The sequence below is a fragment of the Hymenobacter siberiensis genome (assembly GCF_018967845.1).
GTDB lineage: Bacteria > Bacteroidota > Bacteroidia > Cytophagales > Hymenobacteraceae > Hymenobacter > Hymenobacter siberiensis.
This window is the reverse complement of the sequence record NZ_JAHLZZ010000001.1, coordinates 4,345,375-4,359,448: the sequence shown is the minus strand read 5'-3', so window position 1 is coordinate 4,359,448 and position 14,074 is coordinate 4,345,375. Positions and strand designations below refer to the sequence as shown.

Here is a 14,074-nt window from a genome sequence, read left to right as displayed (position 1 = left end):
GAAAGTGATGGGAAATGATGGAGTTGTTTATTGAACGTCATGCTGAGCGCAGTCGAAGCATGACGTTCAATTGATTACAGATAGAAACCCGCTGCTCAGCTGCCAGCCTTCTTCTGAATGATGAGCTTTTCGCCCTGCTTTTCCAGCATCAGGCGGTACAGCTCGCGCAGGTTAGGGTACTGCTCGGCGCTGTACACGGCATTGCGGAGCGTGAGGCGGCTGGTGAGCGTCACCGCCCCCGGGGCGGCGGCCACGCTGCACATAAAGCGGCCGCCGCCCTCGGGCAGGTCTACCACGGCGGGCTTGGGCACGGCGGCCAGCTCGTAGCCGGCCGGCAGGGTCAGGTTGATAACCAGCGTTTCGTCCTGCGCCAGGCCAAAATCGACGGGGAAGTCCCGCTGCTCGCGCCGGAACGGGTTCTGGCCCAGGCCAAACTCGCTCAGCGGGCTCAGGTAGAGCGCGCCGGCGGCGGCGGGGCCCTCGGCGGGCTGCGCAAATTCGTAGTCCAGCACCAGGGGCTTCTCCACGTTGTCGGTTTGGGCCAGGGCGGGCTTGCTCAGCGTCCAGCTTTCGTGGCGCTGGGCGGCGGTGGCCAGGTATTTTTTCTCGCCCTGGCTGGCCAGTCGGGCGCGGGCTTCGGCCCCGGCATAGCCGCCGTGCTCGTCGTGCACCTTGCCCGTGAGGCCGCCCCGGGCATCCAGGGCGAGGGCCACCTGTTGGTAGTGCACGCGGCGCAGGGTAGGTGCCAGGTCCACCCAGCGGCTGTCTTCCGGCTTTTTGGTAATGAGGCGGGCCACCCGGTTGAGGCAGCGCTGGGGCAGCACGCCGCAGGGGAGCAGGGGCTCGGTGGCATCCACCAGCAAGTCTTTGCCATCGGCCAGTGGCACCAGCGCCATCACGTAGTTGAAGCGGTCCAGCAGCGGGTATTCCTTGCTCACGGAGCCGTGGTCGCGGGTGCTCAGCAGCAGCGGCTGGGCCTCGATGCCGGCCTCGCGCAGGGCGGCGATGAGCAGCAGGTTCACCTCGGCCGAGGTGCCCCGGTGGGCCTCGTAGGCCTTGCGCAGCGGTTCGGGCGCAAAGTAGTGGTCGGTGCCGTCGTAGCGCACGGCGGCCATCACGAGCTGGCGCACGGCGGCGGCGCGGTCGGTTATCACCGGGTATTTGGCGGCCAGGCCCTGCAATTGGGACTGCATGAAGCCGATGTGGCCCAGGCGGCCACCAAACTCCTCCTCGGCCAGCAGGCTGGCGTTGATTTTCTCCCAGGTGCCGGTCAGGTCGTGGTAGGGCGCGTCGGGCCACTGCTCGCCGGCGAGCTCAAAATCGAGCCGGGCCACGTAGTCCTGGGCCGTGGTCATAAACGGCTCTTCGCCAAAGGCTGCCACGTCTTTCAGGGCCCAGGTGTGCTCCGCAGTGGGCGCGCTCACGGTGAGCGTGCCCACCTTCTGGCCGGCGCTGATGCCCGCGCCCGCCGGAATCTTATCATCGATTACCAGGTTGGTCGAGCCCACCGTGGCCTTGTTCACGGCAAAAGCCTGCGCGCCCTGATAAATGATTTTGTAGCGGTAAAACGACGGGATGCTCACCCGGTATTCGCTCCAGCGCACCGGAATGTCGCGCTGAAACGTCCAGTCCTGAAAGTTGAACAGGAAATCCGACGTCAGGGTGTAGGCAAATTCCACCACCGAGCCCACGCGCACGTTGGGCAGCGTAAACTTCTGCACATTGACGGTGGGCGTGCGCTTTTCCAGAAACGCGCCGCTGGTTTCGAGGCGGGTTTTCTCCACGGCGTTGTTCACCAGGTTGTAGGTGAAGCCCCGCAGGTTCGACACCTTTTCCTGGTTGTCGTCGCGGTGGTAGAGCGGGATTTCGACGGTGGCGTACTCGTAGCCGGGCTTTTTGAGGATTTTGATGCGCGTCACCCGCTCAAAAATCACCTGGAAACCGCCGCCCTGTCCCTTCAGGCGCGACCGGCCAAAATCGCACAGCACCACGGCCGCCGCCGCGCTATCGCCCACAAAAGGCGCGGCCGTGAGGTCACGGCTATCAATCACCCCAAACTTAATGGGCTCATTCTGAGCACGGGCCGAATAGCCGGTAATCAGCAAAAAAGCCCACGCGAGGCCCAGCCAGCGGTCCGGCCGTAGAGATGCTTGCATGCAGAAAAAAGAATGGAGTAGACAATCTTTGAACCCCTAAAACTAAGGGAATCAAATCGAAAATCATCTATTTTTCATCTTCCTTTTTTTTCGAAGCTGTTCAAATCAGCAAAAGCTTTCACTACGATGTAAAGACGCAACTTTGCGCCTCGTCGCTAGCGCCTCAAATCCGGATTGTGTTGAACGGGAATGCCCGAACGGAGCGACCGACGAGCCACGAAGTGCTGCGTTGCCGCATCGTTTGGCCAGACCTTCGCGGCGCTATTACACCACTTCCTCGGCCGAAGGCTCGGGCACGGCATCGGCGGCGGCTGAGTGGCCGGCGGGGCGGTCGGCGGGCACCCGCAGCAGGTACCCCAGCGCCGCCAGCACGCACAGTAGGCTGAGGGCGTGCACGTAGGGCAGGTGGGTGGCGTGGTTGCTGAAAATCCAGCCCGCCGCCAGCGCGCCCAGCCCGATGCCGGCTTCGAGGGCGATGTACATGGTGGCCACGGCTCGGCCCCGGCGCAGCGGGTCGCTCAGGTCGATGGTCCAGGCGTAGAGGGTGGGCGAGTTCAGGCCCGTGCCCAGCCCAAACACCACCGCGCCCAGCAAAAACACCGGGATGGAGGGCGTCCAGACCAGGATGGCCAGCCCCACGGCCAGCAGCGTCGTAGACCAGCGCAGCACCGGCACCCGTCCGTATTTGTCCGACGACTTGCCCGCCACCAGCCGCACCACCAGCGAGGCAATGGTGTAGCACAGGTAAAACCAGCCCTTGTGCGAGCCCGTGAGGCCCAGCAGCCGGCTCTGGTCGGGAATCACGGTGAGCACCGCCCCAAACGGAAACAGGCACAGCAGCGTGGTGAGGGCCGCCGGCAGCACCCGGGGCTCCAGCACCTCGCCCCAGTTCAGCTTCAGCAGTCCGAAGCTGAACTTTTGCCGCTGGGCCGGGGGGAGGGTTTCGGTGAGGGTGCCCTGCACCGCCAGCGAGAGCAGCGCCACCCCACTCGACACGTAAAACATCACGTTCAGCGAGAATTGCGTGGCCAGCCACGAGCCCAGGGCCGGGCCGGCGGCCATGCCCAGGCTGCCCGTCACGCCGAGCAGGCCCATGGCCTCGCCGCGCCGTGCCACGGGCACGATGTCGGCGATGAACGCGGCCGTGCCCGTGGGCTTGAAGCCCGTGCTGAACCCGTGCAGCAGCCGCAGCCCCAGAAACCCCGTGACCGTGAGCGCCCACGGGTAGAAAAAACCGCAGATAAAGCACACCAGCGAGCCAAAGACCATCACTGGAATGCGCCCCACGGTATCGGCCAGCTTACCCGAAAACGGCCGGCTCAGCCCGGCGGTGAGCGTGAAGAGGGCAATGATGAAGCCCTTATACTCGCCCCCGCCCAGCCGGGTGAGGTGGTCGGGCAACTCGGGCAGCAGCAGGTTGAAGCTGAGGAAAAACAGAAACGACGACAGGCACATGAGCCAGAAGCCGAGCGTGTAGGGGCGGGAAGCAGCAGGAACGGGCATGGGTGCCGCAAAGGTCGGCATTGCGCGGGGGATGCTGGCGGTAGCTGGCATGGCTGGCGCGAGTTTAGCGCCGTCTAACTCGTGACCAGATTTCGGGCGAGGCTGTGCCTCGCATCAGAACGGTCCGGTAGAACGGTTCGGCCCCGGCTTGTCGCTGGCGCGGCAGGGGAGGCGCAGCCTCCCCGTCATGATTGGCCACGAGTTACGCGGCGCTAAACTCGCGCCAGATAGGGAGGTGGGGCTTCTTCGGAAAGATACTCCGCCTTTTCCTCGAACGCAGCACCCTAACTTGCGGCCCCGCCGGTGCCATTTTCGCCGGCCGAGCCGCTGGCATTCCGTCTTCCTCGTCCCTTCTGGCACCCGCCCAACCGGTTCAGGCCCGTGCCGTGACTACCCCGGCCGAAACCCCGCCCAGCCTAAGCCGCAAGGCCCGCCGCCCGCCCCATGACTATCCTCCTGAGCTGCCTGTTGTTTCTCAATCTGCTGTGTTTCCTGCTCTTTGTCCTGGATAAACGCAAAGCCCAACGGGGCCAGCGGCGCATTGCCGAAAAAACGCTGCACCTCGCCACGCTGCCGGGCGCGGCCCCCGGCGCGTGGGCAGCAATCTTACTGTTGCACCATAAAAACCGCAAAGCCGCTTTCTGGGGCGTTACCCTGGCGCTGACGCTGCTGCAAGGGGCGGTGCTCTATTTCGCGTGGCCCTATTTCCAGGTACCGTTTTAGCCGCGTCAACCGGCTGTCTGCGGGGAACTGAGCCTATAGCAGCGCCCGCATCGGTGGAATCATTCGTGCAAGGTTGGGGCTAGTAATAACTTTCGGCGGGCTGTGACACTAAGGAGCCTCAGCCGTTAGAGGGGCTGGGGCTTCGGGAGGATACCCCACTGGATGAATGATGCCTCCTCGCAGACGCGCGCCAGCGGGAGCTTTTTTTCGGGGGATAATTTGAACGCCTTTGTTTTTCAGAAAAACTACCGTTTGGCTGAACGGCCCTGCGGTACCTTAAAAAGCAATGCGCACTCGCAGCGTGTCCAAGGGAGCAAGCGTGAACGACTTATCGTATCTGCTTTTAACGCCTTTCTCATTCGTAATCTCCCAGAGCACCATTTCCTGTCGGTTGGCGAGGTAGCGCACGACGACGGTCGTGTCACGGGGTACGGCCAGGTACATCCCGCCGCCGCCCCAGCCCCATAGGCTAAACCACGCCCGGCTTTTGGGCAATTCATCCACCAAGTCGAGACGGACCCAGCCGGGAGCAGCAGCGGGCACGGCTACGCCTTCGTTTTTGGCACCCCCGCGCAGGCCCGGGGCAAGGGTCCAATCGGTGTAGTAGCCCAGCCCGCCATCCTCGGCCCGCAACACATACTCGTGCCCGGCCTCGGCCTGGAAGCCGAACGAAAACCGGCCCTGCCCGTCCACCGCCTGCGGGCTGCCCTGCGGGGCGTAGGTCCCCCCGCCACTGAGCAGGTTGCCCCCGCCAGTGGCCTGCGCCCGCTGCCAGAGCTGCACCTGCGGCGGGCGCGGCACGGCCTGCCCGCCGCCCTCGCCCACCACCTGCCCGCTCACCGTCGTTGGGCCCGAGGGGTCCTTGCCGCAGCCAGCCAGCAGCAACGCCGCTACGGCGAGGCAGCAATTCCAGGAAACAGGCGGCGGTGTCATTGGCTGGGGAAGGGTTCGGGGCAAATCTACACCGGCCCGAAGGGGCAGTCAATCTGAAAGTGCCAATCCAAGGACGCCGCACTGGCAAATAAACGACCATAACCGTCTAAACAAAAAATGATTAAGTGCACAAAAAAGGACTTTTCGACTACACTTTTTGGCTACTTTTGGTAAATTACTAGCAGGGCCTAAGAACCGAGTGGCCAACAAGCTGCTGTAATGCTTCAAAAGTTTAAGAAACTTGTCTACGAATCAACGTTTACGAAACGTCATGGAGACATGAGTTTCGTAAACGACAGTGTCTCCAAAAAACGTCCGTGTGCTGGAGACTTTTTGGCGCGCATAAGTAGGCGAATGGCTGTAGCGCGGACTACAAAGTCCGCGCTACAGGCTGCCAAAACGGCCGCCTCCCCAAACCCGGCCCCAACCTTGCCACCACCCCGGCAATGTTTGAATTCCTGAAATCCATTTCCGCCAAGAACCCCAACGCCTCGCGCGGCCCCGAAAAGCCCGCCGTGAGCGTGCGCGAGCGGGTATCGGCGTTGCGCCATTTGCCAGCGTTTCTGAAGCTCATCTGGCACACCAGCCCCGCGCTGGCGTTGGCCAATATTGCCCTGCGCCTTGTGCGGGCGTTTCTGCCGCTGGCCACGCTTTATGTGGGCAAGCTGATTATTGATGCCGTGGTGCAGCTCACCCGGCTGCCCGCGCCCGAGCGGCTGCTCACGCCTGTGCTCACACTGGTGGCGCTGGAGTTTGGCCTGGTGCTGCTGGCCGATGCCCTCGGGCGCGGCGTGGCTTTGCTCGATTCGCTGCTCGGCGACCTGTTCGCCAACCAGTCCTCCATCCGCCTCATGGAGCACGCAGCCGAGCTCGACCTCGACCAGTTCGAGGACAGCACTTTCTACGACAAGCTGGAGCGCGCCCGCCGCCAAACTCTCTCCCGCACCGTGCTCATGAGCCAGGTGCTGGCCCAGGGCCAGGATGCCGTGACGCTCGTGCTGCTGGCCGGCGGGCTCGTGGCCTTCCAGCCCTGGCTGCTGGGGCTGCTGCTGCTGGCCGTGGTGCCCGCCTTCCTGGGCGAGTCGCACTTCAACGAGCGCAGCTACTCCCTCTCGCACTCCTGGACGCCCGAGCGCCGCGAGCTCGACTACCTGCGCCAGACCGGGGCCAGCGACGAAACGGCCAAGGAAGTCAAGATTTTTGGCCTCTCGCATTTCCTCATCGACCGCTTCCGCGCACTGTCCGACGACTTTTACCGCCAGAACAAATCCCTCGTGCTGCGCCGCGCCGGCTGGGGCGCGCTGTTCGCCGGCATCGGCGCGGCGGGCTACTACGGAGCCTACGTCTATATCATTGCTCGCACCGTGGCCGGGCAGATTTCGCTGGGCCAGCTCACCTTTCTGGCCGGCTCCTTTGCCCGGCTGCGCTCGCTGCTCGAAGGCATCCTCAGCCGCTTCAGCTCCGTGGCCGATGGGGCGTTGTATTTGCAGGATTTCTTCGATTTCTTTGCCCTGCGGCCGCGCATTGTGCGGCAGGAAGTGAGCGGCGAAACGGCGCGGGCCTTTCCCCGGCCCATTCAGCAGGGGTTTGAGTTTGAAAACGTCGGGTTCCAGTATAAGAATGGCACAAAATGGGCCATCCGCAACCTGAGCTTTAAGCTACAGGCCGGCGAAAAGCTGGCGCTGGTGGGCGAAAACGGCGCGGGCAAAACCACCCTCGTGAAGCTCCTGGCCCGCCTATACGACCCCACCGAAGGCCGCATTCTGCTTGATGGGTACGATTTGCGCGAGTACGACCCCGCCGAGCTGCGCCAGGAAATCGGCGTCATTTTCCAGGATTTTGTGCGCTTCCAGCTGCCGGCCGGCCAGAACCTGGCCGTGGGTCGCATCGAGGAGCGCGACAATCGGCCCCGCATCGAAACCGCCGCCCACCAGAGCCTCGCCGATACCGTCATCGCCAAGCTGCCCGGCGGCTACGACCAGATGATTGGCCGGCGTTTCAACGGCGGCGTGGATTTGAGCGGCGGCGAGTGGCAGAAAATCGCCCTCGGCCGTGCCTACATGCGCGATGCCCAGCTTCTTATCCTTGACGAGCCCACGGCCGCCCTCGATGCCCGCGCCGAGTACGAGGTTTTCCAGCGCTTCAAGGAGCTGACGCAGGGCAAAACCGCCGTCCTCATCAGCCACCGCTTCAGCACCGTCCGCATGGCCGACCGCATTCTGGTCATCGAAAACGGCCAATTTGTGGAGATTGGCAGCCATGAGGAGCTGCTGGCCAAAGGCGGGCGCTACGCCGAGCTGTTTCAGCTACAGGCGGCCGGGTACCGGTAGGAATGGAGGGAACCCAGTAGGGTGCGGGGTCGTACCCGGTAGGGCTTGCCCCCGCACCCTACTGGGTTTCCATAAATCTTATTCCTGTTCCCCCAAAAAGCCTGCTGGAATCGGCGCTACGCCCGCTTCCTCATAAATCTGCACCAGCGTCATTATCAGATTCAACTTCGGGATAACAACGGCATCGGCGGCTTCGGCCAGGGCGGTGTGGCCCTACACGCCATGCTCGCTCAGCTGGTACCACTCCACCAGCCAGGTTTTTTGCGATACCAGCAGGTAGTGCCGTAGCGAGGGCCGCTTCTTGTACTGATTGAATTTCAGGCCCCGGTCGTAGGCTTCGGTAGAGGGCGAGAGCACCTCCACGATGAGTAGCGGGTGGTGCAGCCGCCGGCTCTCCTGCTGGTCCTGCGGGTCGCAGCTCACTACAATGTCGGGGTAGGTGTAGTGGCGGTTGGCTTCAACGGCCAGCTGCACGGTTTTCATTATCACCTGGCAGCGTTTGCCGCGCAGGACCGGGCGCAACGCCAATACAAAGTTCTGTGCAATGGTATTGTGGGCGATGCTCTCGCCCGTCATTGCAAATGCCTCGCCCTCGAAAAACTCGTGGCGGGTTTCTCCTTGTCCTTTCCAAGGCGAAGTATTCATCGGCCGTGTAGCGGCGCGTTTGTGGTTCGGGCTGTCCCATAGAAACCAAATATACCCCGCCGTGGCCCTGCGGAGGATAATTGTGTGCTGCCCCACCCCGCCGCTACCTTGCGGCCCACCGCATCGGCTTTTTTACGTTCTCTCCATCATGCCCAAACTCACCGAAATCGACCAGGCCAAGCTTTAGTTACTGTACCTGCTCAGCCCACTGGCTCCGAAAGCGGCCGCTAGCACCGCGCCTGCGCCTGTGCTGCGCATCGTCTATTATCCGGCACGGCGAGAAGCCTGCCGAGGGCGACAACCTTTCCTGCGCCGGCCTCAACCGGGCGCTGGCCCTGCCCGCCGTGCTCAACCAGCTGATGCCCTCGCCGCCCAACCTCACCTTCGTGCCCGTCATCGGCACCAACGACGAGGACACCACCCGCGTGCGAATGCTGCAAACCGTGATGCCCTACGCCGTGCAGCACAACCTCACCATCAATAGCGACTTTATGGTGGCCAACACCAAGGCCTTTGCCCGGCAGCTACGCCAGCTCCGGGGCACCGTGCTGGTGGTGTGGGAGCACAACAGCATCGTGGAGATTGCGCAGGATTTGGGCCTCGAAGACGTGTCGGACTGGCCCGATACCGATTTCGACAGCATCTGGACCATCAGCTTCAGCGGCGGCGGGGCCAAGGGCAAGGCCAAGCGCCCCGTGCTGAGCCGGTCCAGGCAGCACATTCACCCCTCGGCCATTTGCCCGGGCCAGGGTACCTGACGCGCTGCCTCTGGTGGAAGTGCCGGCCGCCCTGGGGTGTTCCAAAATCCTGCGGCCCTCGTTTGGCGCGGAAGCCCGGTTTTGGGGTTGGCAGCTGGCCGTTTGAGGAAGTAGCTCGGCCGAATCAGGGTCGGCCGAGGGTGGGGGCGCGCCGGGGGGTGCCTGCCGGAAGCTACCGGCGGGCGATAATCGCGGCTGGCAGGTCGTGAGGTAAATAATCATAATTTTTTCGCCTGTTTTAAACCCCTAAGTGCTTAAGGTTTCGTAAATTGGTAGTTCCATCGTCCACCGAGAATTCCCTTACGTATGAAGCCTACTATTACCTTATTGATGCTCGTTTTGCTGGCCCTGACGGGCTGCATGACCACCCGCGAAGCCCGGGTAGATTCGGATTATAGCTACCGGGGCAATTTTCGCCACTACCGCACCTACGATTTCATGACCGGCACCGGCCTCACCTCCGACACCAGCAGTCTGGGCGAATCTGTGCGCGAAGCCATTCAGCAGCGCTTCCTGGCCCAGGGCTACCGCCGGGTCAAGCGCCGCCCCGATATGCTGGTGAACTTCCGGCTGTACCAGGGCGACATGAAATTCCACGGTTTCCAGCAGGAAGACCTCAGCCAGTGGATTAAGCGCAACATCGAGGAAACCGACGACACCCCCCGGGAAGACCGCCAGGGCTACGAGCCCATTCGCCTGCTGCTGGCCGAAGGCACCCTCCTGGTTACCCTCATCGACGTGAAAACCAACCGCGCCGTCTGGAACGGCTACGCCTCAGGCGTGACCGTGCCCGAAGGCCCCATGGGCGAAGTCGTGCTCCGGCGCTCCGTGCGCTCCATCCTGGACCGCTACCGCATTTTCACCGAGGGGTTTGCCAACGGCAACCTGGGCGGTAACGGCGCCAGCGACACGGAGCAGTAGCCCGTAGTAGCGCGGACTTTTAGTCCGCGAGTAAGCAAAACGCCACGCATGATGACCCGCGGACTAAAAGTCCGCGCTACGCCACGCATGATGTGACCCGCGGACTAAAAGTCCGCGCTACGCCGTGCCTGAATCAGCTCGGCGGCGATGCTAATGGCAATTTCCTCGGGGGTCTGGCTCTGGATGGGCAGGCCGATGGGGCCGCGCAGCCGCGCAATCTCAGTTTCTGAAAACCCGGCTTCCCGCAGGCCCCGGCGCAGCTCGGCTACCTTCACGGTGCTGCCCATCACGCCCAGGTAGCGGTAGGGGCGGCCCTGCCGGGTACGACCCTGCCGGGCGCGGTGCAGCAGGTGGCGCAGCACCACGGCATCGGTGCGATAGCCCACGGTCATCACCACCACGTAGCGGTGCGGGCCGGCGGGGATTTCGGCCGCTATGTTTTCGTAGTCGATAACGCGCCGATGGTGCGCCGCCTGGTTGCTGTCGAGCGTGGGCAGGTTGGGGCGGTCGTCGAGCACGGTCAGCTCAAAATCCAGCGCGGCCGCCACGTTGGAAAGCGCCAGGCTGACGTGGCCGCCGCCCACAATGGTAAGCTGGTCGCGAAAGCCCAGCCGCTCGCGGTAGCCCCATGCCGCCCCCGCCTGGTAGTCACAGAAGCCGGCCAAGTCGGTTGCCGCCGCAGCAGTTGCTCCATCAGTCGCGGCTGTTGCGGGCGGCAGAAATCGGAGCCCGTTTGCCGCGCTCCATTCCAGAAAGCCGCCGCTGAGCGTCTGCAAAGCGCTTTCGATGGCCGTTACGGCGGCTAAATCAGTGGGCCGCAGTGGCCAGAGCAGTACGTCCTGCTCGCCCGAGCACATCATCCCGGAGCGGTCGGCGGGCGCCTCCCGGCGGTGCACCTGGGGCCGCAGCAGGGGCATCGCATCGCCGGATTGCAGGCGCTGGCGGGCCAGCTCCACCCATTTGTGCTCCATGATGCCCCCGCCAATGGAGCCGGCCACGGTGTCGGCCGTCACAGCCATCTTGAAGCCCTGGCGGCCGGGGCTGCTTCCCTCGCTACGCAGCACGGCCAGCAGGGCCACGGGCGTGCCGGCCCGCAGGCAGGCAGCAGCAAGAGTCCAGACGGGCAGGTCGCGGGGGGAGGAGGGCATTGGGTAGGTAAAAAGAATCGTCATGCTCATCTGGCGTCCATTGCTGCTACTTGTTCTGCGCCCCCTGATTAATCCAGCACGCAATGAGGTCGCGCTCCTCCTGGGTAATCTGGGTTTTGTTGTTCTGGGGCATCGTTTTCGTCACTACTACGCGCTGCATGATTTTGTCTTTCAGCCGAATAATATCCTCCGGCGTGTCATATACCACGCCGTTGGGCGGCGACTTGAACACGTCATCCGTCGGGTGCGCCGAGTGGCACTGGATGCAGCGCTTCTGCACAATCATGTTCACCTGGCTCATGGTTACCTGCTGGGTGCAGGCGCTGCCGCCGGCCGCGCTGCCCGATTGCACGGGCGGGGCCGTCACGAACACCACCGCCAGCAGCAGGGCCACGGCGGCGGGCAGTACCCATACGGCCGAGTCGGTCTGGTGCTTTTCGCGCAGGTTCAGCCAGTGCTTCACGCCGGCCGTGCCCAGCGTGATGGCCGCCAGAATGGCCCACGGATACGCGTGCCCGAAGGTGCTGGGAAAGTGGTTGCTCACCATCACAAACAGCACGGGCAGCGTGAAGTAATTGTTGTGCAGCGAGCGGGCCAAGGCATTTTTGCCCAGCTGCGGGTCGAGGGGCGTGCCTTCGGTGGCAGCTTTCACCATGGCTTTTTGGGCCGGAATAATGGTGAAGTACACGTTGCCCACCATCAGCGTGCCCAGCATGGCCCCAAAGTGCAGGTAGGCCGCTCGGGCGCTGAACACCTGCGCATAGAAAAACGCAAACGCCGTGGCAACAATAAACCCAACGACCATGAACCACTTGCTGCGCACAAGCGCCGTGCGGCTCAGTCCATCATAAATCAGCCAGGCCACCACAAACGAACCCACCCCGAGGCCCACGCCCGCCAGCGGCGAAATATCCAGCACGCGCGGGTCAATCAGCATCGAGCTGGCGTTGAAGTAGTACACCACAAACAGCAGGCTGAAGCCCGAGAGCCAGGTGAAATAGGCCTCGTACTTAAACCAGTGCAGGCTTTTGGGAATGACTTTGGGGGCCGACTTATACTTTTCGAGGTAATAGAAGCCGCCGCCGTGCACGGCCCAGAGGTTGCCGGCCAGCTCGTCGCGCACGTTCTCGGTGCGGTTGAGGGCGTTTTCGAGGAACACGAAGTAGAACGAGGCGCCAATCCAGGCAATGCCGAAGGTGATGTGCATGAGGCGCACCACGATATTGAGCCACTCCAGAATGTGGCCGGCCCAGGGCGTGTCGCGGGCCAGCACCCAGGCCGTGCCCACGGCGGCCAGCACCGCCAGCAGCATCAGCAGGTAGGAGTAGCCCGCCAGCGTCGAGCCATTCTCGCCCACCACGCCGCCATCGGGCCGGGTTTTGGCCGCACGCTGTAAGGCGAAAATGACGCCCAGCAGTAGCAAAAACGTGAGCAGCAGGGCAAACAGGGTAACGTATTGAATCATGTATGTAGGTGGGTAATGAGGAGTTTTGGGGTAGAAGGGGAGGTAGGCGGTAAATCATTCAGTATGACGTTCTTTCTGCTTTGTTAATCATAATCCCGCCAATTAATTAAACCGGGAAAAAGCTCCCAATTTAGCGCCAAATTCCGCTACTATGTCAACTCTTGCTTTGCGCAGCCAGCGCGTGGTCACACCCGAGGGCGAGCGCGCCGCCACCATCCTCATCGAAAACGGCCGCATCAGCGCCCTGCTGCCCTACGAGGCCGAAATCGCGGCCGATTCGGTGCTCGACGTGGGCCACCGCGCCGTGCTGCCCGGCATAATTGACCCGCACGTTCACATCAACGAGCCGGGCCGCACCGACTGGGAGGGCTTCGATACGGCCACCCGGGCCGCGCTGGCCGGCGGCCTCACCTCGCTGGTCGATATGCCCCTGAACTCGGCCCCGGTCACAACTTCGGTGGCGAATCTTGAATTGAAAAAAGCCGCTACCCAGGGCCAGCTACACTGCAACGTGGGCTTCTGGGGGGGCGTGGTGCCGGGCAATGCGGCCGAGATTGAACCGCTGATTGCGGCCGGCGTGCTCGGCTTTAAGGCCTTTCTCACGCACTCTGGGATTGACGATTTTCCCAATGCCACGGAGGAGGGTTTGCGGCGCGTGATGCCGATTCTGGCCCGGCACCGGCTGCCGCTGCTGGTGCACTGCGAACTATCCGAAGACAACGACGACTGGAAGAAAAACGACCACCGCTCGTACCCCAACTACCTGGCCTCGCGCCCCAAAAAGTGGGAGGATGATGCCGTGAATATGATGATTCGCCTGTGCGAAGAATTCAACTGCCCGGTGCACATCGTGCATTTGTCGTCGGCCAACTCCATTGCGCCCATTGCCGCCGCCAAGGTCCGGGGCTTGCCGCTAACGGTGGAAACCGGCCAGCACTACCTCTATTTCAACGCCGAAGATATTGCCGACGGCCAAACGCAGTTTAAGTGCGCCCCGCCCATCCGCGAGCGGGCCAACAACGAGCAACTCTGGGCCGCCTTGCAGGCCGGCATCATCGACTTCGTAGCCACCGACCACTCGCCCGCGCCGCCCGACTTGAAGCAGCTTGAAAGCGGCGACTTCACCACGGCCTGGGGCGGCATTGCCTCGCTGCAGCTGGCCCTGCCGGTGCTCTGGACGGCCGCCCGCCCGCGCGGAGCCACCCTGAGCGACATGGCCCGTTGGCTGAGCGCAAACCCGGCGAAGCTGGCGGGCCAAAGCGAGAAAAAGGGTCGGATTGCGCCCGGCTTCGACGCTGATTTAATCGTTTTTGACCCCGAAATGACCTTTGTGGTGAGCGAGGAGCTGCTTCAGCACAAACACAAAGTGTCGCCTTACATTTGCCAGGAATTGGCGGGCGTGGTGGAATTAACTTTTCTCATGGGCGAGCAGGTTTTTCAGCGTCCCGATTTCACTCATCTCAACCACGGCCAGTTTTTAATCCGGTAGCGG

At 62.9% G+C, this 14,074-nt stretch carries 11 protein-coding genes; 5 read left to right on the top strand and 6 right to left on the bottom strand.

From position 1 onward, the window contains the following. Nucleotides 1–95: 95 nt before the first annotated feature. Together KQ661_RS19050 and KQ661_RS19045 are read right to left on the bottom strand one after the other, a co-directional pair. Entirely contained in the window at nucleotides 96–2,156 is a 2,061-nt protein-coding gene (locus KQ661_RS19050) for a DUF3857 domain-containing protein (protein WP_216727771.1), read from the bottom strand. A 264-nt stretch (nucleotides 2,157–2,420) separates the two neighbouring features. Then, a complete protein-coding gene (locus KQ661_RS19045; protein WP_216727770.1) occupies nucleotides 2,421–3,659 on the bottom strand; it encodes an MFS transporter in 1,239 nt (412 codons plus the stop codon). 444 nt (nucleotides 3,660–4,103) lie between these two features. Between KQ661_RS19045 and KQ661_RS19040 the strand changes: the two genes are divergently transcribed. Further along, complete coding sequence (locus KQ661_RS19040) at nucleotides 4,104–4,382, top strand: DUF1294 domain-containing protein (protein ID WP_216727769.1); 279 nt, start codon at nucleotides 4,104–4,106, stop codon at nucleotides 4,380–4,382. A 276-nt stretch (nucleotides 4,383–4,658) separates the two neighbouring features. Here the strand turns inward: KQ661_RS19040 and KQ661_RS19035 are convergent, their stop codons facing one another. Beyond that, nucleotides 4,659–5,315 (bottom strand): hypothetical protein, encoded by a 657-nt coding sequence (locus KQ661_RS19035; RefSeq protein ID WP_216727768.1) that lies wholly within the window; start codon nucleotides 5,313–5,315, stop codon nucleotides 4,659–4,661. 446 nt (nucleotides 5,316–5,761) lie between these two features. Here KQ661_RS19035 and KQ661_RS19030 point away from each other — a divergent pair, with 446 nt between their 5' ends. Next, a complete protein-coding gene (locus KQ661_RS19030) occupies nucleotides 5,762–7,645 on the top strand; it encodes an ABC transporter ATP-binding protein (RefSeq protein WP_216726748.1) in 1,884 nt (627 codons plus the stop codon). Nucleotides 7,646–7,858: 213 nt separating this feature from the next. Here KQ661_RS19030 and KQ661_RS19025 read toward each other — a convergent pair whose 3' ends face one another. Then, the gene (locus KQ661_RS19025; protein WP_216727767.1) at nucleotides 7,859–8,290 is read right to left on the bottom strand and encodes a Uma2 family endonuclease; all 432 of its coding nucleotides are present in this window, start codon (nucleotides 8,288–8,290) and stop codon (nucleotides 7,859–7,861) included. A 344-nt stretch (nucleotides 8,291–8,634) separates the two neighbouring features. Between KQ661_RS19025 and KQ661_RS19020 the strand changes: the two genes are divergently transcribed. After that, entirely contained in the window at nucleotides 8,635–9,048 is a 414-nt protein-coding gene (locus KQ661_RS19020) for a histidine phosphatase family protein (RefSeq protein WP_216690011.1), read from the top strand. A 306-nt stretch (nucleotides 9,049–9,354) separates the two neighbouring features. Continuing rightward, on the top strand, nucleotides 9,355–9,969 hold the full coding sequence (locus KQ661_RS19015; RefSeq protein ID WP_216690010.1) for a DUF4136 domain-containing protein: 615 nt from the start codon (nucleotides 9,355–9,357) through the stop codon (nucleotides 9,967–9,969). A gap of 104 nt (nucleotides 9,970–10,073) precedes the next feature. Here KQ661_RS19015 and KQ661_RS19010 read toward each other — a convergent pair whose 3' ends face one another. Further along, the gene (locus KQ661_RS19010) at nucleotides 10,074–11,117 is read right to left on the bottom strand and encodes an XdhC family protein (protein WP_216727766.1); all 1,044 of its coding nucleotides are present in this window, start codon (nucleotides 11,115–11,117) and stop codon (nucleotides 10,074–10,076) included. Between the two features lie 46 nt (nucleotides 11,118–11,163). Then, nucleotides 11,164–12,582 (bottom strand): urate hydroxylase PuuD, encoded by a 1,419-nt coding sequence (locus KQ661_RS19005; protein ID WP_216690008.1) that lies wholly within the window; start codon nucleotides 12,580–12,582, stop codon nucleotides 11,164–11,166. Between the two features lie 151 nt (nucleotides 12,583–12,733). Between KQ661_RS19005 and allB the strand changes: the two genes are divergently transcribed. After that, nucleotides 12,734–14,071, top strand: coding sequence for an allantoinase AllB (gene allB, locus KQ661_RS19000; protein WP_216727765.1), 1,338 nt, complete (start codon nucleotides 12,734–12,736; stop codon nucleotides 14,069–14,071). Nucleotides 14,072–14,074 lie beyond the last annotated feature (3 nt).

Excerpts from the sequence above, each read along its gene's own strand:
- KQ661_RS19050 (WP_216727771.1), bottom strand. The coding sequence starts at position 2,156 with ATGCAAGCATCTCTACGGCCGGACCGCTGGCTGGGCCTCGCGTGGGCT.
- KQ661_RS19045 (WP_216727770.1), bottom strand. The coding sequence starts at position 3,659 with ATGCCCGTTCCTGCTGCTTCCCGCCCCTACACGCTCGGCTTCTGGCTC.
- KQ661_RS19040 (WP_216727769.1), top strand. The coding sequence starts at position 4,104 with ATGACTATCCTCCTGAGCTGCCTGTTGTTTCTCAATCTGCTGTGTTTC.
- KQ661_RS19035 (WP_216727768.1), bottom strand. The coding sequence starts at position 5,315 with ATGACACCGCCGCCTGTTTCCTGGAATTGCTGCCTCGCCGTAGCGGCG.
- KQ661_RS19030 (WP_216726748.1), top strand. The coding sequence starts at position 5,762 with ATGTTTGAATTCCTGAAATCCATTTCCGCCAAGAACCCCAACGCCTCG.
- KQ661_RS19025 (WP_216727767.1), bottom strand. The coding sequence starts at position 8,290 with ATGAATACTTCGCCTTGGAAAGGACAAGGAGAAACCCGCCACGAGTTT.
- KQ661_RS19015 (WP_216690010.1), top strand. The coding sequence starts at position 9,355 with ATGAAGCCTACTATTACCTTATTGATGCTCGTTTTGCTGGCCCTGACG.
- KQ661_RS19010 (WP_216727766.1), bottom strand. The coding sequence starts at position 11,117 with ATGCCCTCCTCCCCCCGCGACCTGCCCGTCTGGACTCTTGCTGCTGCC.
- KQ661_RS19005 (WP_216690008.1), bottom strand. The coding sequence starts at position 12,582 with ATGATTCAATACGTTACCCTGTTTGCCCTGCTGCTCACGTTTTTGCTA.
- allB (WP_216727765.1), top strand. The coding sequence starts at position 12,734 with ATGTCAACTCTTGCTTTGCGCAGCCAGCGCGTGGTCACACCCGAGGGC.